21 protein-coding genes are annotated in these 19122 nt (G+C 63.4%); 13 read left to right on the top strand and 8 right to left on the bottom strand.

The window, feature by feature from the left end:
- Window positions 1-77: 77 nt before the first annotated feature.
- The 3 genes from CLU88_RS09825 to CLU88_RS09815 form a co-directional block, all read right to left on the bottom strand.
- A complete protein-coding gene (locus CLU88_RS09825; protein WP_099656435.1) occupies window positions 78-1265 on the bottom strand; it encodes a VWA domain-containing protein in 1188 nt (395 codons plus the stop codon).
- A gap of 68 nt (window positions 1266-1333) precedes the next feature.
- Window positions 1334-1561 (bottom strand): hypothetical protein, encoded by a 228-nt coding sequence (locus tag CLU88_RS09820; protein WP_099656434.1) that lies wholly within the window; start codon window positions 1559-1561, stop codon window positions 1334-1336.
- Between the two features lie 8 nt (window positions 1562-1569).
- Window positions 1570-2424: a MoxR family ATPase gene (locus CLU88_RS09815; protein WP_099656433.1), complete on the bottom strand. Its 855-nt coding sequence runs from the start codon at window positions 2422-2424 to the stop codon at window positions 1570-1572.
- A gap of 105 nt (window positions 2425-2529) precedes the next feature.
- On the opposite strand from CLU88_RS09815, the gene CLU88_RS09810 reads away from it, so the two are divergent.
- Window positions 2530-3195: a cytochrome c gene (locus tag CLU88_RS09810; protein ID WP_099656432.1), complete on the top strand. Its 666-nt coding sequence runs from the start codon at window positions 2530-2532 to the stop codon at window positions 3193-3195.
- A gap of 111 nt (window positions 3196-3306) precedes the next feature.
- On the opposite strand, the gene CLU88_RS09805 is transcribed toward CLU88_RS09810, so the two are convergent.
- From CLU88_RS09805 to CLU88_RS09790, 4 genes are all read right to left on the bottom strand, one after another.
- Window positions 3307-3954 (bottom strand): DUF4124 domain-containing protein, encoded by a 648-nt coding sequence (locus tag CLU88_RS09805; RefSeq protein ID WP_158235591.1) that lies wholly within the window; start codon window positions 3952-3954, stop codon window positions 3307-3309.
- A gap of 292 nt (window positions 3955-4246) precedes the next feature.
- Window positions 4247-4705 (bottom strand): hypothetical protein, encoded by a 459-nt coding sequence (locus tag CLU88_RS09800; protein WP_099656430.1) that lies wholly within the window; start codon window positions 4703-4705, stop codon window positions 4247-4249.
- A gap of 86 nt (window positions 4706-4791) precedes the next feature.
- Entirely contained in the window at window positions 4792-5226 is a 435-nt protein-coding gene (locus tag CLU88_RS09795; protein ID WP_099656429.1) for a DUF1841 family protein, read from the bottom strand.
- Window positions 5227-5296: 70 nt separating this feature from the next.
- Entirely contained in the window at window positions 5297-6157 is an 861-nt protein-coding gene (locus CLU88_RS09790) for an IclR family transcriptional regulator C-terminal domain-containing protein (RefSeq protein ID WP_099656428.1), read from the bottom strand.
- Window positions 6158-6324: 167 nt separating this feature from the next.
- On the opposite strand from CLU88_RS09790, the gene CLU88_RS09785 reads away from it, so the two are divergent.
- The 12 genes from CLU88_RS09785 to CLU88_RS09730 all read left to right on the top strand — a co-directional run bounded on the left by CLU88_RS09785 (window position 6325) and on the right by CLU88_RS09730 (window position 18120).
- Complete coding sequence (locus tag CLU88_RS09785; protein ID WP_099656427.1) at window positions 6325-7026, top strand: 3-oxoacid CoA-transferase subunit A; 702 nt, start codon at window positions 6325-6327, stop codon at window positions 7024-7026.
- 39 nt (window positions 7027-7065) lie between these two features.
- Window positions 7066-7716: a 3-oxoacid CoA-transferase subunit B gene (locus CLU88_RS09780; protein ID WP_099656426.1), complete on the top strand. Its 651-nt coding sequence runs from the start codon at window positions 7066-7068 to the stop codon at window positions 7714-7716.
- Between the two features lie 30 nt (window positions 7717-7746).
- Window positions 7747-8955, top strand: a complete 1209-nt coding sequence (gene pcaF, locus CLU88_RS09775) for a 3-oxoadipyl-CoA thiolase (protein WP_099656425.1) — start codon at window positions 7747-7749, stop codon at window positions 8953-8955.
- Window positions 8956-8975: 20 nt separating this feature from the next.
- On the top strand, window positions 8976-9704 hold the full coding sequence (locus CLU88_RS09770; RefSeq protein ID WP_099658768.1) for an SDR family NAD(P)-dependent oxidoreductase: 729 nt from the start codon (window positions 8976-8978) through the stop codon (window positions 9702-9704).
- Between the two features lie 149 nt (window positions 9705-9853).
- Window positions 9854-10855, top strand: a complete 1002-nt coding sequence (locus CLU88_RS09765) for a tripartite tricarboxylate transporter substrate binding protein (protein WP_099656424.1) — start codon at window positions 9854-9856, stop codon at window positions 10853-10855.
- A gap of 376 nt (window positions 10856-11231) precedes the next feature.
- Window positions 11232-11834, top strand: coding sequence for a hypothetical protein (locus tag CLU88_RS09760; protein ID WP_099656423.1), 603 nt, complete (start codon window positions 11232-11234; stop codon window positions 11832-11834).
- On the top strand, window positions 11831-12412 hold the full coding sequence (locus CLU88_RS09755; RefSeq protein WP_099656422.1) for a TlpA disulfide reductase family protein: 582 nt from the start codon (window positions 11831-11833) through the stop codon (window positions 12410-12412). Before CLU88_RS09760 ends, CLU88_RS09755 begins: the two co-directional genes overlap by 4 nt.
- Before the next feature lie 159 nt (window positions 12413-12571).
- Complete coding sequence (gene accB, locus CLU88_RS09750) at window positions 12572-13027, top strand: acetyl-CoA carboxylase biotin carboxyl carrier protein (RefSeq protein WP_099656421.1); 456 nt, start codon at window positions 12572-12574, stop codon at window positions 13025-13027.
- Window positions 13028-13034: 7 nt separating this feature from the next.
- Window positions 13035-14384, top strand: a complete 1350-nt coding sequence (accC, locus tag CLU88_RS09745) for an acetyl-CoA carboxylase biotin carboxylase subunit (RefSeq protein WP_099656420.1) — start codon at window positions 13035-13037, stop codon at window positions 14382-14384.
- A 77-nt stretch (window positions 14385-14461) separates the two neighbouring features.
- On the top strand, window positions 14462-15373 hold the full coding sequence (gene prmA / locus CLU88_RS09740) for a 50S ribosomal protein L11 methyltransferase (protein ID WP_099656419.1): 912 nt from the start codon (window positions 14462-14464) through the stop codon (window positions 15371-15373).
- Between the two features lie 55 nt (window positions 15374-15428).
- Complete coding sequence (locus CLU88_RS09735; protein ID WP_099656418.1) at window positions 15429-17192, top strand: zinc-ribbon and DUF3426 domain-containing protein; 1764 nt, start codon at window positions 15429-15431, stop codon at window positions 17190-17192.
- A gap of 22 nt (window positions 17193-17214) precedes the next feature.
- Window positions 17215-18120 (top strand): carbohydrate kinase family protein, encoded by a 906-nt coding sequence (locus tag CLU88_RS09730; protein ID WP_099656417.1) that lies wholly within the window; start codon window positions 17215-17217, stop codon window positions 18118-18120.
- A gap of 161 nt (window positions 18121-18281) precedes the next feature.
- Here the strand turns inward: CLU88_RS09730 and CLU88_RS23250 are convergent, their stop codons facing one another.
- Window positions 18282-18971 (bottom strand): histone, encoded by a 690-nt coding sequence (locus tag CLU88_RS23250; RefSeq protein WP_099658767.1) that lies wholly within the window; start codon window positions 18969-18971, stop codon window positions 18282-18284.
- Between the last annotated feature and the right edge of the window lie 151 nt (window positions 18972-19122).

The raw sequence follows: 19122 nt of genomic DNA, 5'->3' as shown, positions 1-19122 counted from the left end.
CCTGAAAACCCCGGCAGTTCTGTAGGACAGGGACTGTGAGCACCAGCGGCATTGCGCCGCATGGCGGGGCTATGCGGCTACTTGGACAGCAGCCGCATGGTCTCTTCCAGCCCCTTGAGCGACAGCGGAAACATGCGGTTGCCGATGAGCTGCTGGATGATGCTGATGCTCTGGCGGTACTGCCATACGCCCTGCGGCTCGGGGTTGATCCATGCAAACTTGGGAAACGCGTGGGTGAGGCGCTGCAGCCACTCGGCACCGGGCTCTTCGTTGTTGTATTCCACACTGCCGCCGGGCTGCAGGATTTCATACGGGCTCATGGTCGCGTCGCCCACAAAGATCAGCTTGTAGTCCTTGTTGTACTTGCGGATGATGTCCCAGGTCGGGAACTTCTCGGCAAAGCGGCGGCGGTTGTTCTTCCACATGAAGTCGTACACGCAGTTGTGGAAGTAATAAAACTCCAAGTGCTTGAACTCGCTCTTGACGGCGCTGAACAGCTCTTCCACGCGCTGGATGTGCTCGTCCATCGTGCCGCCCACGTCCATCAGCAGCAGCACCTTCACGTTGTTGTGCCGCTCGGGCACCATCTTGATGTCCAGGTAGCCCGCATTGGCTGCGGTGCTGCGGATGGTGTCGGGCAGATCGAGTTCGAGCTCATGCCCCTCGCGCGCAAACTTGCGCAGGCGGCGCAGTGCCACCTTGATGTTGCGAGTGCCCAGCTCTTGCTGGTCGTCGTAGTCCTTGTAGGCGCGCTGCTCCCACACCTTCACGGCGCTCTTGTTCTTGCCCGCGCCGCCAATGCGCACGCCCTGCGGGTTGTAGCCGCCGTGGCCAAACGGGCTGGTGCCGCCGGTGCCTATCCATTTGCTGCCGCCTTCGTGGCGTTCCTTCTGTTCCTCGAGGCGCTTCTTCAGCGTCTCCATCAGCTCGTCCCAGCCCATCTTCTCGATGGCGGCTTTTTGCTCGGGCGTCAGCTCGTTCTCCAGGATCTTGCGCAGCCAGTCGGCCGGAATCTCTTTGGTGAAGTCGGCCACCATCTCCACGCCCTTGAAGTAGGCGCCGAAGGCCCGGTCGAACTTGTCATAGTGCTTCTCGTCCTTGACCAGCGTGAGGCGCGAGAGGTTGTAGAAGTCGTCCAGCGCCCACGCGTCATCGGACTTGGGGCCCACCACGCCCGCCTGCAGGGCTTCGAGCAGGGTGAGGTATTCCTTCACGGACACGGGCAGCTTGGCTGCGCGCAGGGTGTAGAAGAAGTCGATCAGCATGGTTTTGGCCTCTGGCGCTGATTAGTAGAGCGGTGGGTGCTCTTAAGTTGATAGCAATGCGGCAAGGCTCAATCGCGCGGCTTGGCCTGCGCAGCCCGCCAGCGCCGGGCGCCGTGCAGCCCCAGCCCGCCGCCCAGCCCCACCAGCGCAATGCCGATCAGACTGCGGGTGCCGTAGCCCGGTGCAAAGATGTCCAGGCCCAACACCAGGCCTGCACCAAAGCCCAGCAGAGCCCCGCCCACAAACCCCACGGCGTCAGACAGGCCCTCGATCAGCAGGCGCTTGGACTCGCTCATGCCCGGCCTCAGCGGTTGCGCTGGTTCATGAACACCAGCTTTTCAAACAGGCTCACGTCCTGTTCGTTCTTGAGCAGCGCGCCCACCAGCGGGGGCACGGCCACCTTGTTGTCGGCGCTTTGCAGGGCCTCGAGCGGGATGTCCTCGGCCACCAGCAGCTTGAGCCAGTCGATCAGCTCGCTGGTCGATGGCTTCTTCTTCAGGCCCGGCAGGTTGCGCACGTCGTAGAACGTTTTCATAGCCACGGTGAGCAGCTCGCTCTTGAGCGTGGGGAAATGCACGTTCACGATCTGGCGCATCGTGTCGGCTTCAGGGAACTTGATGAAGTGAAAGAAGCAGCGGCGCAAGAAGGCGTCGGGCAGCTCTTTTTCGTTGTTCGAGGTGATGAACACCAGCGGCCGGTGCTTGGCCTTGATGAGTTCGCGCGTCTCGTAGCAGTAGAACTCCATGCGGTCGATTTCGCGCAGCAGGTCGTTCGGAAATTCAATGTCGGCCTTGTCGATCTCGTCGATCAAAAGGGCTACGGGCTCATCGGCTGTGAAGGCCTGCCACAGCACGCCCTGGATGATGTAGTTGCGGATGTTCTTCACGCGCTCGGCGCTGTCGCCGTCATTGAGCTGGCTGTCGCGCAGGCGGCTCACAGCGTCGTATTCATACAGGCCCTGTTGCGCTTTGGTGGTCGATTTGATGTGCCATTGCAACAGTGGCATGCCCAGGGCCTGTGCCACTTCTTCGGCCAGCATGGTCTTGCCTGTGCCGGGCTCGCCCTTGATGAGCAAAGGGCGTTGCAGGGTGATGGCGGCATTCACTGCCAACATCAAATCCTGGGTGGCAACGTAATTCTGGGAACCGTGAAATTTCATAAGGGAAATCACCGAAACGTTGATGAATGGGCTTGACAGGTGCTCGGTATAATCAAACGCTGAGCGGGGCCCAGAACCGAACTTCCACGAGATTGTGCGCGCAAAATGAACAAAACGCTGACCACGATATTTGCCTTGGCTGTCGCTTCCGTGACCGCTGTTTCTCATGCACAGGAAGTCAAGGGTGACATCAAGGCAGGCGAGAAAAAGATCGCCATGTGCATTGGCTGCCACGGCATTCCGGGCTACCAGGCCAGCTTTCCTGAAGTGCACAAAGTGCCCATGATTTCGGGCCAAAGCGGCAAGTACATTGCCTCTGCACTGGACGCCTACAAGAAGGGCGATCGCAAGCACCCCACCATGCGCGGCATCGCTGATTCGCTGTCTGAGCAAGACATTGCAGACGTGGCTGCTTACTACGAACAACACGGCAAGAAGGCCGCCGAGCTGCCCGCCAAGCCTGCCCGCGAACCCAGCGTGCAAGTGGCCGAGCTGCTCAAGAAAGGCGCTTGCGTTTCTTGCCACGGTGACAACTTTGCCAAGCCCATCGACCCGTCTTACCCCAAGGTGGCAGGCCAGCACGCCGACTACCTGTTTGTGGCCCTGAAGTCGTACAAGGCCGATGCGCGCAACCCCAACCTGGGCCGCAGCAACGCCATCATGGGCGGCGTGGCCAAGCAGTTCTCCAACGCCGAGCTCAAGGCCCTGGCCAGCTACCTGGGCAGTGTCGAAGGCGACTTGCAAGTGGTGCCGCAGTCGCGGTTTCGCTGATGACTGGCAGCTGTCAGAGCTTTCAGGTCTGACACCGCGACCTTCACCCATCACACAAAGCAAAAGGCCCGCATCTGCGGGCCTTTTGCTTTGTGTGGCTTGGTGCCTTGGTCAGGAGATCTGCTTGCAGACTGATCGCACGCTGTTGTAGAGGATTTTGCCGTCGTAGATGCCGAACGCATCTTCTTGCTGGCAGGTCTGCACCATTACCACTTCGCGGTCCTCCTTCGCGGTGGTGGTGTGCGTGTGCGTGTGCTTGGCTGTGGCCTGTGTGCCATCGGCGTTGATCTTGATCTGCACCCCGGACTGCTGCACGCTGGCGCGCAGACCGTTGGATGCCATGGTCTGTGCAGAGGCGCGTTGCAGTTCGCACAGTTCCTTGCGCTTGCCCGCCATCGTGCCGGGTGGCTTGGTCGAGTTATCGGTGATGGAGAAGGCAATGTCTGGTGCGGCCAGTGCGCATTGGCCCTTGTAGTCGCCGCGTGTTCCCAGATCAATGGCCTGCCGCAGGATGGCGGCGATGGCTGCCTCGGTGATCTTGCCTTTGACGGCAGCGTTGCTGAAGCTGGCGGCATTTTTGCCAGATGCGGTAGCGGCAGCTGAAGGTGTTGGCGCCTCACTGGCGCAGGCCCGGTCGGAGTAAACCACCTGGCCGCGTGCGTCTGTGCACTTGAAAAGATTGTTTGCTTGGGCAGACGACAGACCGGTGCCGACAAGCATGGCAGCCGCCAGCAGGCTGCGTGCAGAGATGAAAGACATGGTGTACCGCCCTTGGGGTGAGGGGCTGTTGAAAAAAAGTGAACTGAGTGTAGTCAGTTGCCTGCATGGGCCGTGTGTCACGCTGCGGTCTTGTCGTATTTCTGCATCGAAGAAGAAAACGCCCGAAGCGCTTGCCAATCCAAAGCAGGCAGCTATCAAATATATAGCTGAAGGCGGTTTTGTCAGCAAGGCCGTGCCCATCTGTGGCGGCACCACCGGTGCGGGGCATGCCTGCAGACAGTCTCAAGTGCTCAAGTGCGCTGGCCTTTTGGGCAGGCCGAAGAGCTGCCTATTAACGTCCGCGAAAGTCACGCCATTGCACTCGGGTGAACCAGGCGCTGACACCGCCGAGCGCAGTGTAGAAAGCAAACAGGCCCCAATTCACCGCAGGGAAGTTCCAGATATCGCTGATCACGGCGGACACGCTGATGGCACACAGCAGCCCCGAAAGCAGTGCCCAGATCAAGGCAAGGAACCGCTGCACACCCGATTTGACGTTTTGCAGGGTGTGCTGCGTTTGCTGCCATGCGTGGGCTGCGTCTTGCAGTGGGCTTTGGCCCTGCGCAGCCAGGGCCTGCGACACGTTGCCTTGCTCCACCAGGGCTGCAAAGTCCCCCTGCCGGGGGCGTGCCGCACGCCTGCGCCACCACAGGCCCAGAAAAATAAGGGCAATGGTCAAGACGATGAGGCCGGCGTAGAGCAACTGGTCTTGCCATGGGACCGACGAGGCGTGCAGCAAATAGTGAAGCATCGGCTCAAGCCTAAAGGGTGGATATCAATCGCGATCTGAACACGCTGTGCTGTGTCTGGTGAGGCGTCTGAAGTGTGTGCGGTGGTTCAATCGCGCGTGGCGCGGCGCTGCACCGCGGCGATGTAGGCATTGCCATCGGGCGGGCGGCCGGAGCGCTGGCTCTCCCACAGCATCTCGCCCAGGCACTCCATGGCAGCGTGGTGCGCGTCGTGCAGCGAGTCGAGCCGCTTGGCCAGCAGCTCCACCGCCTGGCGAATGCCGCGTGGCTGGTCAATGCTGCATTGCTCGCTGATCGACAGGTGCATGGACAGGTGCAGAAACGGGTTGGTTTGCTGCGGTGTCTCGTCGTAGTTGCGCGCGATGGCCGCGTCCACATCCGACAGGTCTGCGTGGTACTCGGGGTGCTCGGCAATCCACAGGCTGGCCAGCGTTTCGATGGCTTCCATGGGCGCGCCGCTTTGGGCTTTGGCGTGCACGCCGCACAGGAAGCGGCGCACATCGGCTTGGGAGGGGCTGAACATGGGGCGCGAGCGTAGCACGCCCCTTCTTGCCTTGTGCCCAGCGGGGCTTGGTGGGCAGTGCGTCAGCGCGTCAGCGCCGTGCTGCCCCCATCATGCGAGAGATGGTCTGCGCAGCACGCAGCAGTGGCGGCAGCAGGGTTTGCTGCATCAGCTCGGCGCTGGTGCGGTTGGCCTGGCCGCTGATGTTGAGGGCGGCCACGGTCTGCCCCGTGCGGTTGGTGAGCGGGGCGGCGATCGAGATCAGGCCTTCTTCCAGCTCCTGGTTCACCAGGCACCAGCCCTGCGTGCGGGCCTGGCGGATGCGTTCGAGCAGCGTGGGTAGGTCGGCGACGGTGTGGGCGGTGAAGGGTTGCAGCTCCAGCGTGGACAGGCGGGCTTGCAGGGCGTCGTCGCTCAGCCCGGCCAGCAGCACGCGGCCCATCGATGTCCAGGGTGCGGGCAGGCGCGAGCCCACGCCCAGGTTGGTGCGCATGATTTTGTGGGTGGGCACGCGCAGCACGTAGACGATGTCCAGCCCATCGAGCACGGCGGCAGAGGACGACTCGCGCACCTGCTCCACCAGGTCTTCCATTACCGGCTCGGCCAGGTTCCACATCGGCAGGGACGACAGGTAGGCAAAGCCCAGGTCCAGGATGCGCGGCGACAGGCGAAACAGCTTGCCGTCCGTTTCCACATAGCCCAGCGTTTGCAGCGTGAGCAGGATGCGGCGTGCCCCGGCGCGGGTCAGGCCTGTCTGGGCGGCCACCTCGCTCAAGGTTTGCTGGGGTGCGCTTGCGCTGAACGAGCGGATGACCTCCAGCCCCCGCGCGAACGATTGCACATAGCTGTCGCCCGGCTTGGGGGCGCTGGGCGGCTTGGCCGCTGCAGGGGTTGATGAAGGGGCGGACGCAGGCAAGCCCGAGGTGGCCTCGGGGTTTTCAGGGGTAGGCATGGTGGGCTCAGTCTCTATAATTCATTATACGAACAAATGTTCTTTATGCGAACATTTGGGGTCGGTGTTTTGAATCGATGTGCTGATGGGCGTGCTGCCGGTTCAAGCCAAGGTCGGGGCGCCGGGGTAGTGGTCCCATCCATCCGTTTTGCAGGAGACAAGGATTCATGATCAACAAGATAGCCGACTCGGCCGCACAGGCGCTGGCCGGGGTGCGCGATGGTGCCACGGTGCTGATTGGCGGTTTTGGCACTGCCGGGATTCCCGGTGAGCTGATTGACGCCCTGATGGAACACGGCGCGCGCGACCTGACGGTGGTGAACAACAACGCGGGCAATGCCGACCAGGGCCTGGCGGCGCTGCTCAAGACCGGCCGGGTGCGCAAGATCATCTGCAGCTTTCCGCGCCAGGTGGACAGCTACGTGTTCGACGAGCTGTACCGCAGCGGCAAGCTCGAACTCGAACTCGTGCCCCAGGGCAACCTGGCCGAGCGCCTGCGCGCTGCAGGGGCGGGGATCGGCGCCTTTTTCTGCCCCACGGCTTATGGCACCGAGCTGGCCGCTGGCAAGGAAACGCGCGAGATCAACGGCAAGCACTACGTGCTGGAGTACCCCATCCACGGCGATGTCGCCCTGATCAAGGCCGAGCAGGGCGACCGCTGGGGCAACCTGACCTATCGCATGTCGGCCCGCAACTTTGGGCCGGTGATGGCCACGGCGGCCAAGACCACCATCGCCACCGTGCACGAAGTGGTCGAACTGGGGGCACTGGACCCCGAAGCCATTGTCACGCCGGGTATCTACGTGAGCCACGTTGTGAAGATTGCGCGCACTGCCACGCAGGCAGGCGGCTTCAAGAAAACCGCCTGATTGCATATAAAAAGAGCCTCTGGCGCACAAGGAGAAAGCGTGATCAGCTATCAAAAACGGAGCAAAGACGAACTCGCCCGCCGCGTGGCGCAAGACATCCACGACGGTGCGTACGTCAACCTGGGCATCGGCCAGCCGACCCTGGTTGCCAACCACATCCCCGAGGGGCGTGAAGTCATCCTGCAAAGCGAGAACGGCATTCTGGGCATGGGCCCGGCGCCCGCGGCGGGGCTGGAAGACTATGACCTCATCAACGCGGGCAAGCAGCCCGTCACACTGCTGCCCGGTGGTGCGTACTTCCACCATGCCGACAGCTTCGGGATGATGCGCGGCGGCCACCTGGACATCTGCGTGCTGGGCGCCTTCCAGGTGTCGGCCACGGGCGACCTGGCCAACTGGAGCACGGGGGAGCCCGGCGCCATCCCCGCCGTGGGCGGCGCGATGGACCTGGCCATTGGCGCCAAGCAGACCTGGGTGATGATGGATCTGCTGACCAAGCAGGGCGCCAGCAAGATCGTGACGCAGTGCACCTACCCCCTCACCGGTGTCGCCTGCGTGAAGCGCATCTACACCGATCTGTGCACACTGGCCTGCACCCCCACCGGCCTGCAACTCATCGACACCGTGCCCGGCCTGTCACTGGCCGAGCTGGAGGAGCTGGTGGGCCTGCCCATCCGCCCCGCAGCCTGATTCCATTTTTAGATTCCAGGAGACAAACCCATGAGCCAACGACAAGCCTTTATCTGCGATGCCATCCGCACGCCCTTTGGCCGCTACGGCGGTGCGCTCAGCAGCGTGCGCACCGATGACCTGGGCGCCATCCCCATCAAGGCGCTGATGGACCGCAACCCCGGCGTGGACTGGGCGGCCGTGACCGACGTGCTCTACGGCTGCGCCAACCAGGCCGGTGAAGACAACCGCAACGTGGCCCACATGAGCAGCCTGCTCGCAGGCCTGCCCATCGACGTGCCCGGCGCCACCATCAACCGCCTGTGCGGCTCGGGGCTCGATGCCGTGGGCACCGCAGCGCGCGCCATCAAGGCGGGCGAGGCAGGCCTGATGATTGCTGGCGGTGTGGAGAGCATGAGCCGCGCGCCCTTTGTCATGCCCAAGGCAGAGTCGACCTTCAGCCGCAACAACGCGGTGTACGACACCACCATCGGCTGGCGCTTCATCAACAAGCTGATGAAGGAAAAGTACGGTGTGGACTCCATGCCCGAAACCGCCGAGAACGTGGCCACCGACTTCGGCATCGAGCGCGAGGCGCAGGACCGCATGGCGCTGCGCAGCCAGCTCAACGCCGTGGCGGCCATCAAGGACGGCCACCTGGCGCGCGAGATCGTGCCGGTGCACATCCCGCAAAAGAAGGGCGACGCCCTCATCGTGAGCCAGGACGAACACCCCCGCGAGACCAGCCTGGAAGCGCTGGCCAAGCTCAAGGGCGTGGTGCGGCCCGATGGCACGGTGACGGCGGGCAACGCCAGCGGCGTGAACGACGGCGCCTGCGCGCTGCTGCTGGCCGATGAAGCCCATGCTGCCAAGTACGGCCTCAAGCCCCGCGCCCGCGTGGTGGGCATGGCCGTGGCCGGTGTGGCGCCGCGCATCATGGGCTTTGGCCCCACGCCCGCCACGCTCAAGGTGCTGGCACAGACGGGCCTGACCATCGACCACCTGGATGTGATCGAGTTGAACGAAGCCTTTGCCGCGCAAGGCCTGGCCGTGCTGCGCGCGCTGGGCGTCAAGGATGACGACGCCCGCGTGAACGCCTGGGGCGGCGCCATTGCGCTGGGCCACCCGCTGGGCGCCAGCGGCGCACGTTTGGTCACCACCGCCGTCAACCGCCTGCACGAGCACGCTGGTCAGTACGCGCTGTGCACCATGTGCATTGGCGTGGGGCAGGGCATTGCCATCATCCTGGAGCGTGTGTGACCGTGGCAGATTCCAAAAGCATTCCTGCCACTGCCGTCACCGTCATCACCGGTGCGAGCAACGGCATTGGCCGCGCCATCGCCGAGGCCGTGCTGGCCCAGGGCCGCGCTGTGGTCAACCTGGACTACGTGCTGCCCACCTGGAGCCACCCGCTGCTCACGTCCTACCAGGGCGACCTGACCGACGAGGCACCGACCCGCGAACGCGCCGCCGAGATCGCTGAAAAGCACAACGTCACGGCCTTGGTGAACAACGCCGGCGCCACGCGCCCCGGCACCATCGACACCGCCACCACCGCGCAGCTCGACGACGTGGTGGGCCTGCACCTGCGCGCGCCCATGCTGCTGGTGCAGGCGTTTTTGCCCACGCTGCGTGCCAGCGGGCAGGGCCGCATCGTCAACATGTCGTCGCGTGCTGCCCTGGGCAAGGCCGACCGCATCGTGTATTCGGCCACCAAGGCCGGGATGATCGGCATGACACGCACGCTGGCCATGGAGCTGGGGCGCGACGGCATCACCGTCAACGCGATTGGCCCCGGGCCGATTGCCACCGAACTGTTCCGCCAGAGTAACCCTGAGGGCGTGCCGCAAACGCAGCGCATCCTGAACAGCATCGCCGTGGGTCGCATGGGCACGCCAGATGACGTGGCGCGTGCGGCGTTGTTCTTCCTGTCGCCCGACAACGGTTTCGTGACGGGCCAGGTTCTGTACGTGTGTGGTGGCACCACGCTGGGGGTGGCCCCGGTTTAGAGCAACTCACACCCTGTCCTGATTTCCCTGCCCCCAACGGGGCGCAACACCTTCTCGCCCGGGGCCGCAGAGCCCTGGTTGAGGCCATGGCGCGGTCAATTGCCGCAGCCATGGCACCGATTTCATCCACCTTTTGAAGGAGACAAACCATGAACCGCATTCCAACCACCCGCCGCCAGGCCCTTTCTGCCGTGGCTGCCGCAGCCCTGGCGGGTGCAGGCCTGCTGGGCAGTTCGGCCACGCTGGCCCAGAGCTATCCCACCAAGCCCGTCACCATCGTCGTGCCCTTTGCGGCTGGCGGCACCACCGACATCCTGGCGCGCATCATCGGCCAGGCGCTGACTGCTGAGCTGGGCCAGTCCGTCATCGTGGACAACCGGGCGGGTGCGGGTGGCAACATCGGCGGCGCCATGGCGGCCAAGGCACCAGCCGATGGCTACACGCTGTTCATGGGCACGGTGGGCACGCACGCCATCAATGCCAGCCTGTACAAGAAGATGCCGTTCGATCCGATCAAAGACTTTGCGCCGCTGACCCGCGTGGCCAATGTGCCCAACCTGCTGGTGGCCAACCCCAACCAGCCGTTCAAGACGGTGAAGGACCTGATCGCCTACGCCAAGGCCAACCCCGGCAAGGTGAACTTTGGCTCGTCGGGCAATGGCAGCTCCATCCACCTGTCGGGCGAGCTGTTCAAGAGCCTCGCCAAGGTGGACATGGTGCACGTGCCCTACAAGGGCAGCGCCCCGGCAGTGACGGACTTGCTGGGCAACCAGATCGCCATCATGTTCGATAACATGCCCTCGGCCATCCAGCATGTGCGCAGCGGCAAGTTGGTGCCCATCGCCGTGACCACGGCCAAGCGCTCGCCCGAGCTGCCCAACGTGCCGACCATCGCCGAGACCGGGGTGCCAGGCTACGAAGCCACCTCGTGGTTTGGCATGTTTGCGCCTGCCGGTACACCCGCGCCGGTGCTGGCCCAGCTCAACAAGGCGCTCGTGAATGTGCTGAACCAGACCGATGTGGCGAAGAAGATCAACGAGCAGGGCGCAGAAACCTACAGCGAGACCCCTGAACAGTTCGCTGCTTTCATCCAGGCCGAAAGTGCAAAGTGGGGCAAGGTGGTCAAGGAGTCGGGCGCTAGCCTGGATTGAGGAGGTGAGCGTGCCTGCTGCCTTTGGGAGGTGGCGGTTTAATAAAAAATGATAGCTGCTAGCGCTTATAAATAAAGAGTTAGCGGCCATTTTTATAGTGAATTTCTCCGCCGCAGCGCGCTGTGGCGCCCTCCGAGGGCATGCGCTGTTGCTGTGGGGCAGGTGCAAGCCGCAGATGCGCGCGCATTCACAATAAAAAACCGAGATATGGCAGGTGGATAAAGCGCTAGCAGCTATTGTTCTGATAGTGTTTTTGCTCAGCAAGACCGTTAACAGGCATTGGCTGAGAAACCCTCGAACCCGTGCGGGCGGTGCTGCTCGCTGCGTCGCCCATTCGCGCCACAATGGCGGCTGCTGAATCCCTCAGGGTTTTCCTATGCCTAATCCCACCCCATTGAGTGCCGAAATCGCCGCCACCACGGCCCGCATCGTCGTGGAAGAGGGGCTGGAATGGGGCCCCGCCAAGCGCCGCGCGGTGCGCGAGATGGGCTTGCCCGCCCGCACCCCGCTGCCCGACAACGACCAGGTGGAGGCCGCTGTGCGCGAATACCTGGATATTTTTTGTGCCGACACCCAGCCCCGCGAGCTGCGCGCCCTGCGCCAACTGGCCCTGGTGTGGATGGTGCGCATGGCCGAGTTTCGCCCGCACCTGGCCGGGGCGGTGTGGCATGGCACGGCCACGCGCCTGTCGGACATTTACATCCAGCTGTTTTGCGATGATTCCAAGTCGGCCGAGATTGCGCTGATCGACCACCATGTGGACTACGAGCCGCGCACGGTGACCGGATTCCACGGCGAATCGGTCGAAGCGCTCAGCCTGGGTAGCAAATGCGCAGAACTCAATGAAATGATTGGTGTGCACCTGATGATTTATGACCTGGACGATTTGCGGGGGGCTCTGAAGCCCGACGCCAAGGGGCGCACCCCCCGTGGCGATGTGACGGCCGTGCGCCGCTTGCTGGAAGAGACCGCCCCATGAGCGTGCCGCCTGATACCTCATCTGCCGCCCCATCCGTTGACCACACGGCCCAGGCCGCGCGCAGGCGCTGGCTCTATGGCGCCGTGGCCGGGGCTGCGGCGCTGGGCGGCGCCGGGCTGGCGTGGTGGCGCTTGCAGCCCCATGCGCAGCAAGAGGGGGCTGAAGCTGCGCTGTGGGGCATGGAGTTCGACACCCCTGCGGGTGGCGCGCCCTTGGTGATGAAAGCCTTGCAGGGCCAGCCGGTGTTGCTCAACTTCTGGGCCACCTGGTGTCCACCCTGTGTGGACGAGCTGCCCATGCTCAACACCTTCTACCGCGAAAACGCCCCCAAGGGCTGGCAGGTGGTGGGCTTGGCCATCGACCAGCCCTCGGCTGTGCGCAAGTTCCTGGGCCGCTTGCCGCTGGATTTCCCCGTGGGGCTGGCGGGCATGGGGGGCACGGAGCTGGGGCGCTCGCTGGGCAACCTCACCGGTGGCCTGCCGTTCACCGTGGTTTTGGGGCAGGGGGGGCGTGTGCTGCATCGTAAAATGGGGCAGGTCACGGCCCAGGATTTGCAGCAGTGGGCCAGTTTGCGATAGGCGCTGCAGTGCTTTCGCAGGGCGCCTGCCTGGCCTTTGGCGCTGTTTCACCCGCTTTTTTGGCTTTGATGTTGGTGAAAATTACCTCCCAATCGCTGAGGTAGTACGAAATTAGAGTAAATTCGCGCCCTATTTAGTTTTATAGCCGTTGGAGCTTCCATGGATCTGCGAAAACTCAAAACCTTGATCGACCTCGTTTCCGAGTCAAACGTTTCCGAACTCGAAATCACCGAGGCCGAAGGCAAAGTCCGTATCGTCAAGAGCGGCGGCGCCGTGGTTCAGCAATATGTAGCCGCCCCCATGCAAGCCCCCGTGGCGGCTGCTGCCCCGGTGGCCGCCCCTGTGGCCGAGTTGCCCAGCCCTGCGGCTGCGGCGCCCACAGGCCATGTGGTCAAGTCGCCCATGGTGGGCACCTTCTACCGCTCGTCCAGCCCAGGCGCCAAGGCGTTTGTGGAAGTGGGCAGCCAGGTCAAGGAAGGCGAGACCATCTGCATCATTGAAGCGATGAAGATCCTCAACGAAATCGAAGCCGACAAGTCGGGCACCGTGACCCGCATCCTGGGTGAGAACGGCCAAGCCGTGGAATACGGACAGCCGCTGTTCGTCATCGAATAAGGCGCCCATGTTCAAAAAGATTCTCGTTGCGAATCGCGGGGAGATTGCTCTCCGTATCCAGCGCGCGTGCCATGAGTTGGGTGTGAAGGCCGTGATGGTCTACTCCGAAGCCGACCGTGACGCCAAGTACGTCAAGCTGGCTGAAGAGGCCGTGTGCATCGGCCCTGCGCCCTCGCCGCTGTCCTACCTCAACATGCCCGCCATCATCTCGGCCGCCGAAGTGACCGACGCCGAGGCCATCCACCCTGGCTACGGTTTCCTGTCGGAGAACGCCGACTTTGCCGAGCGCGTAGAAAAGAGCGGCTTCCAGTTCATCGGCCCTACACCCGACAACATCCGCACCATGGGTGACAAGGTGTCGGCCAAGCAGGCCATGATCAAGGCGGGCGTGCCTTGCGTGCCGGGCTCTGAGGGCGAACTGCCCGATGATCCGGTCCAGATCCGCCGCATCGCCAAGGCCGTGGGCTACCCCGTGATCATCAAGGCCGCAGGCGGCGGTGGTGGTCGCGGTATGCGTGTGGTGCACACCGAGGCCGCGCTGGTCAATGCCGTGCAGATGACCAAGGCCGAAGCGGGCGCTGCGTTTGGCAATCCTGCGGTGTACATGGAGAAGTTCCTCCAGAACCCCCGCCACATCGAAATCCAGGTGCTGGCCGACAAACACCGCAACGCGGTGTACCTGGGCGAGCGCGATTGCTCCATGCAGCGCCGCCACCAGAAGGTGATCGAAGAGGCTCCGGCCCCTGGCATCCCCCGCAAGCTGATCGAGAAGATCGGTGAGCGCTGCGTGGCCGCTTGCAAGAAGATCGGCTACCGCGGTGCGGGCACGTTCGAGTTTCTGTACGAAAACGGCGAGTTCTACTTCATCGAGATGAACACCCGCGTGCAGGTCGAGCATCCCGTCACTGAGTGGATCACCGGCGTGGACATCGTGAAGACGCAGATCATGGTCGCCGCTGGCGAAAAGCTGCCGTTCACCCAGCGCCAGATCGAGATCCGTGGCCATGCCATCGAGTGCCGGATCAATGCCGAGGACCCGTACAAGTTCATCCCGTCCCCCGGGCGCATCACCACCTGGCATCCCCCGGGCGGCCCTGGCGTGCGTGTGGATTCGCATGCGTACACCAACTACTTCGTGCCACCCAACTACGACTCGATGATCGGCAAGATCATCGTGCACGGTGACACGCGCGAGCAGGCCCTGGCCCGCATGCGCACGGCGCTGTCCGAGACGGTGATCGAAGGCATCAACACCAACGTGCCGCTGCACCGCGAGTTGATGGTGGACGCCAAGTTCATGGCTGGCGGCACCAACATCCACTACCTGGAAGAGTGGCTGTCGCAACACAAGCGCTGATAAAGCGCTGAGCAACCCAGCATGCTGGCACCTGGAGACGGGTGCCAGCATTTCATTTTTGCAAAGAGGCGTTTTTCATGTTTGAGCTGAGCCTGATGTGCCCTGAAGACCGCATCGAAGCGGTGAGCGACGCGCTGGATGCGCTGGACGCTTTGAGCGTTTCGGTGGAAGACGCGGACGCGCAGACCGATGCCGAGCAGGCGCTGTTTGGCGAGCCGGGCATGCCTCCGCCCAAGGATGGCTGGCAGCGCAGCCGGGTCGTGGCGTTGTTCCCCACCCAAGCGGCTGCAGAGGAAGCTCAGCAGTTGCTGGCAGTGCAAGATTTTTTTGAGGGTTGCCAGGTGCTGGGCATTGCCAATGTGCCTGAGCAAGACTGGGTGCGCCTGACCCAATCGCAGTTTGCCCCGGTGGACATCACACCAGATTTCTGGATCGTGCCGACCTGGCATGAGTTGCCAGCGCAGGCGGTGCGCAGCATTCGCCTGGACCCGGGCCTGGCCTTTGGTACGGGCACACACCCCACCACCCGCATGTGCCTGCGCTGGATTGCGCGCAATGGGGCTGTGGCGGCCGATGGCACAAGCACCGCAAGCACCTTGGGGCGTGTGCTGGACTATGGCTGTGGCTCCGGCATCCTGGCCATCGGCGCTGCCAAGTTTGGCGCCGTGGACATTGATGCGGTGGACATTGACCCGGCAGCGGTCGAATCCACCTTGCAAAACGCGCAGGCCAATGGCGTGCAACTGAAGGCGGGTTTGCCTGACAAGGCCCAGGGCGAGTACTGCACGGTGCTGGCCAATATCCTGGCGACGCCGTTGCGGGTGTTGGCGCCTTTGCTGTGCAGCCATGTGGCGGCCGGGGGACACCTGGTGCTGGCCGGCATTTTGGAGCGCCAGGCCCAGGAGCTGCAAGAGGCGTACTCGCCTTGGCTTCAGTTGCAGGTGGCCGACAAGGAAGACGGCTGGATCTTGATGACGGCCAGCCGTTGATCTGTGCCTGCAGGCCCCGCAGGCTGCGGGGTGTGCGCTCTACAATCCATTGCAGATGAGCCAGATTACACGCTGCCCAGCCTGCTCGACCCAGTTCAAAGTGGTCGCGGATCAGCTGCGCATTTCTGAAGGCTGGGTGCGTTGCGGCAATTGCGCTGAGGTGTTTGACGCCTCCGAGTTTCTGATGCCCGCACCGCCGCCAGCGTTGCTGCCCGATGTCTCTCTGACCGATGTGCGCCCACCGCCCCAGCCCGTGGCGCGTGCGGATGAATCGACCAGGGCCTGGGGGGCTCCCCCCGCATCGGCACCAGTCGCCGCCAAAGGGGCTGCCGTGGCCAAGCCGCAGGCCCCTGCGGTTGTAGCCCCTTCTGCTCCGGCCAGCAGTCCAGCCCGGGCGCAGGCCCCTTTGCCAGAGGTGCTGGCGGTTCCCGACCCTGTGCTGCCTGCCTTTCTCGCCGCAGCCTCAGCGGGTGACCGCGATGGGCATCCGCAAGGTACGGAGCTGGGTTTGGAGCCGTTGGCGCCGTTTGCGTGGGGTGGCGCACCTGCTGCTCCCACTCCCCGGAATCCGCCCCAGGTTTCGACCCCGGTTCCACCGCCTGTGCCAGTTCGGCCTGTGATCGTGGAGCGGCAGGAAAGCCGCATCCTGTCGGCCGATATGTTGGAGCTGGTGCTTCAGGGCACGCGTGCCCCCGTGCCCGTGGCCGCCCCTGAGGCTCCTGCTGCACAGGTTGCCCAGGCACCTGTGCCACTGCCTGGCGGCTACGAGCTGCCCTACGCGGAAGATTTTGCAGACACTGCCTTGCTCCCAGAGGGTTTGGCAGAGGACCTGGAATTGCCGCAGGGCCTTGCTGTGCCTGCGCCAGCCGATGGGGCTGCTGCGGCAGCACCGCAGGCCACGCCCGAGTCCGATTCCCAGGTCCATGCACCGTATCCTCCGTTGGACTTGCCCACCAAGCCCCAAGACCCGCCTGCCCAGCAAGCGGTGCAGGTGTCGGCCTTGGAGGCTGCACAGAGTCAGCCTGCGGAGCGGCTTGAGCGGTTGGAGGGTGATGCAGGCAATGCGGGGCGTGCGAAAAAGCAGCCCCTGGAGACCTCGGTGTTGGGTGAGGGTCGGGACGTCGTAGACGGTGTCGATGGCGAGGTCGCCCCAGCTCTGGCGCTGCCTTCTGTGGCGTTTCCGTCGGTGTCCACCGATTCGGAGCGCAAGGAGCCGCCAGCTTCCTCCAGCGCCCCGGCGGAGCTGCTGGCGGATGCGGCGGGCGATGATGACGACGACGCCACCGCAGATGCCACGCCCACCGAAGATGTGAGTTTTGTGAAGGCCGCACGCCGCCGTGCGTTTTGGCGAAAACCCTTGGTGCGAGTGGCCTTGGTGGCCGTGTCTCTTGGCTTGCTGGCCGTGCTGGCAGGGCAGGTGGCGGTACACGAGCGCAATCGCCTGGCGGCCATGGAGCCGCGGCTGCGCCCAGCCTTGTTGGCGCTGTGCGAGCCCTTGCAGTGCGTACTGGCGCCCCAGCGGCAGATCAGCGATGTTGTGATTGACAGTTCGTCCTTCAACAAAGCGCGCGGTGACAGCTATGTGCTGGCCATCACCATGAAGAGCCGCGCCACCCTTCCATTGGAAATGCCGGCCGTGGAACTGACGCTGACCGATGCGCAAGACCAACCGGTGCTGCGGCGGGTGCTGCTGCCCTCAGAGATGTCGGCGCCCCAAGAGCTGCCTGCAGGTGGCGAGTGGAATGCCGCAGTGTCTGTGTTGGTCACAACGGGGGGCGCGCGGGTGGCGGGCTACCGCCTGCTGGCTTTCTATCCTTGATTTTCTTTTTTGATTGTTTCCTATGGCTGCTCTCATTTGTGGTTCTCTGGCGTTCGACACCATCATGACCTTTGAGGGGCGCTTTGCGGAGCAGATCCTTCCGGACCAGTTGCACATCTTGAACGTCTCCTTCCTGGTGCCGTCTTTGCGCCGTGACTTTGGTGGGTGTGCGGGCAACATCGCCTACAGCCTGAAGCTGCTGGGTGGCGAGGCTTTGCCGATGGCCACCTTGGGAACGGACGGTGCGGAGTACCTGCAGCGCCTGTCGGCGTTGGGCATCAGTGACCAGTTTGTGAAGCAGGTGGATGGCACCTACACAGCGCAGGCCATGATCATGACCGACCGTGACAACAACCAGATCACGGCATTCCACCCAGGGGCCATGATGCAGGCGCATGTGACCCGCATCACTGCAGACCCTCGGATCCGGCTTGGCATCATTTCGCCGGACGGTCGCGATGCCATGCTTGAGCACGCAGCACAGTTTGTGGCGGCGGGTATCCCCTTCGTTTTCGATCCAGGCCAAGGCTTGCCCATGTTCAATGGTGCCGAGCTGTCTCAGTTCATCGAGCAGGCGACTTGGGTCACGGTGAATGACTATGAAGGCAAGATGCTGTGCGACCGCACGGGCCTGAGTCTTTCGGACATTTCGCGCAAGGTACAGGGCCTGGTCGTCACGCTGGGTGCCGAGGGTGTGGATGTGTGGGTGGCCGGCGAATGCACCCGTGTGGCACCTGCTCAGCCTGCGGCGGTGGTGGACCCCACGGGTTGTGGCGATGCGTGGCGCGGTGCGTTGCTGTTCGGCTTGGAGCAGGGCTGGCCGCTCGTGCGCTGTGCCGAGTTGGGCAACCGGGTGGGGGCGCTCAAGATCGCGCAGCGCGGCCCGCAGAACTACACCCTGGATTTCTCTCCGACAGAATACGCCTGAGGTGTGGTGCCATGGCGCGCTGTTGATGTGGCGCGCCCTACTACGTTGAGAGAGGGCGTTGGCAGGCACGGCCTCGTTTTTAGAACAGGTTCTCAGTAGTGTTTGGGGATAAAAAAACCCGGTGCAGGGCACCGGGTTGGGCTTGGTAAAGCGCGAATTCCTTAGGGCTTGGAGCCTGTAGGAAATGGCCAAGCAGCTTGGGGGTTCAGTGTGGTTTGAGCAGCAGGGGCTGCAGTCACGGCGGGAGCCTTCACCACTTTCTTTGCAGCAGCAGCCTTCTTCGCTGGAGCAGCAGCCTTCTTCGCTGGAGCAGCAGCCTTCTTCGCTGGAGCAGCAGCCTTCTTCGCTGGAGCAGCAGCCTTCTTCGCTGGAGCAGCAGCCTTCTTCGCTGGAGCAGCAGCCTTCTTCGCTGGAGCAGCAGCCTTCTTCGCTGGGGCGGCAGCCTTCTTCGCTGGGGCGGCAGCCTTCTTCGCTGGGGCGGCAGCCTTCTTCGCTGGAGCAGCAGCCTTCTTTGCTGGAGCAGCAGCCTTCTTTGCTGGAGCAGCAGCCTTCTTTGCTGGAGCAGCAGCCTTCTTTGCTGGAGCAGCAGCCTTCTTCGCTGGAGCAGCAGCCTTCTTCGCTGGGGCAGCAGCCTTCTTCGCTGGAGCAGCAGCCTTCTTCGCTGGGGCAGCAGCCTTCTTCGCTGGAGCAGCAGCCTTCTTCGCTGGAGCAGCAGCCTTCTTCGCTGGGGCAGCAGCCTTCTTCGCTGGAGCAGCAGCCTTCTTCGCTGGAGCAGCAGCCTTCTTCACAGGGGCAGCAGCCTTCTTCACAGGGGCGGCTTTCTTTACGGCCGGTTTTTTCGCAGTTGCCATCATGTTCTCCTTGGGTCAATTAGCAAAGAGCACTTCCTGTCTGCAGTGGACAAGAAGCGATCCATGGTGATGGACGCTTCTTGAGCTCCATCACCATGAATACGGAAACACCACCGCCGAGCCCCTTCTGTGAGGGTACTTGTGAGCGGGG

Origin of the sequence: Acidovorax sp. 56, assembly GCF_002749705.1 — a bacterium.
Lineage (GTDB): Bacteria > Pseudomonadota > Gammaproteobacteria > Burkholderiales > Burkholderiaceae_C > Acidovorax.
This window is presented reverse-complemented; position numbering and strand designations above follow the sequence as displayed.

Excerpts from the sequence above, each read along its gene's own strand:
- CLU88_RS09825 (WP_099656435.1), bottom strand. The coding sequence starts at position 1,265 with ATGCTGATCGACTTCTTCTACACCCTGCGCGCAGCCAAGCTGCCCGTG.
- CLU88_RS09820 (WP_099656434.1), bottom strand. The coding sequence starts at position 1,561 with ATGAGCGAGTCCAAGCGCCTGCTGATCGAGGGCCTGTCTGACGCCGTG.
- CLU88_RS09815 (WP_099656433.1), bottom strand. The coding sequence starts at position 2,424 with ATGAAATTTCACGGTTCCCAGAATTACGTTGCCACCCAGGATTTGATG.
- CLU88_RS09810 (WP_099656432.1), top strand. The coding sequence starts at position 2,530 with ATGAACAAAACGCTGACCACGATATTTGCCTTGGCTGTCGCTTCCGTG.
- CLU88_RS09805 (WP_158235591.1), bottom strand. The coding sequence starts at position 3,954 with ATGTCTTTCATCTCTGCACGCAGCCTGCTGGCGGCTGCCATGCTTGTC.
- CLU88_RS09800 (WP_099656430.1), bottom strand. The coding sequence starts at position 4,705 with ATGCTTCACTATTTGCTGCACGCCTCGTCGGTCCCATGGCAAGACCAG.
- CLU88_RS09795 (WP_099656429.1), bottom strand. The coding sequence starts at position 5,226 with ATGTTCAGCCCCTCCCAAGCCGATGTGCGCCGCTTCCTGTGCGGCGTG.
- CLU88_RS09790 (WP_099656428.1), bottom strand. The coding sequence starts at position 6,157 with ATGCCTACCCCTGAAAACCCCGAGGCCACCTCGGGCTTGCCTGCGTCC.
- CLU88_RS09785 (WP_099656427.1), top strand. The coding sequence starts at position 6,325 with ATGATCAACAAGATAGCCGACTCGGCCGCACAGGCGCTGGCCGGGGTG.
- pcaF (WP_099656425.1), top strand. The coding sequence starts at position 7,747 with ATGAGCCAACGACAAGCCTTTATCTGCGATGCCATCCGCACGCCCTTT.
- CLU88_RS09765 (WP_099656424.1), top strand. The coding sequence starts at position 9,854 with ATGAACCGCATTCCAACCACCCGCCGCCAGGCCCTTTCTGCCGTGGCT.
- CLU88_RS09760 (WP_099656423.1), top strand. The coding sequence starts at position 11,232 with ATGCCTAATCCCACCCCATTGAGTGCCGAAATCGCCGCCACCACGGCC.
- CLU88_RS09755 (WP_099656422.1), top strand. The coding sequence starts at position 11,831 with ATGAGCGTGCCGCCTGATACCTCATCTGCCGCCCCATCCGTTGACCAC.
- accB (WP_099656421.1), top strand. The coding sequence starts at position 12,572 with ATGGATCTGCGAAAACTCAAAACCTTGATCGACCTCGTTTCCGAGTCA.
- accC (WP_099656420.1), top strand. The coding sequence starts at position 13,035 with ATGTTCAAAAAGATTCTCGTTGCGAATCGCGGGGAGATTGCTCTCCGT.
- prmA (WP_099656419.1), top strand. The coding sequence starts at position 14,462 with ATGTTTGAGCTGAGCCTGATGTGCCCTGAAGACCGCATCGAAGCGGTG.
- CLU88_RS09735 (WP_099656418.1), top strand. The coding sequence starts at position 15,429 with ATGAGCCAGATTACACGCTGCCCAGCCTGCTCGACCCAGTTCAAAGTG.
- CLU88_RS09730 (WP_099656417.1), top strand. The coding sequence starts at position 17,215 with ATGGCTGCTCTCATTTGTGGTTCTCTGGCGTTCGACACCATCATGACC.
- CLU88_RS23250 (WP_099658767.1), bottom strand. The coding sequence starts at position 18,971 with ATGGCAACTGCGAAAAAACCGGCCGTAAAGAAAGCCGCCCCTGTGAAG.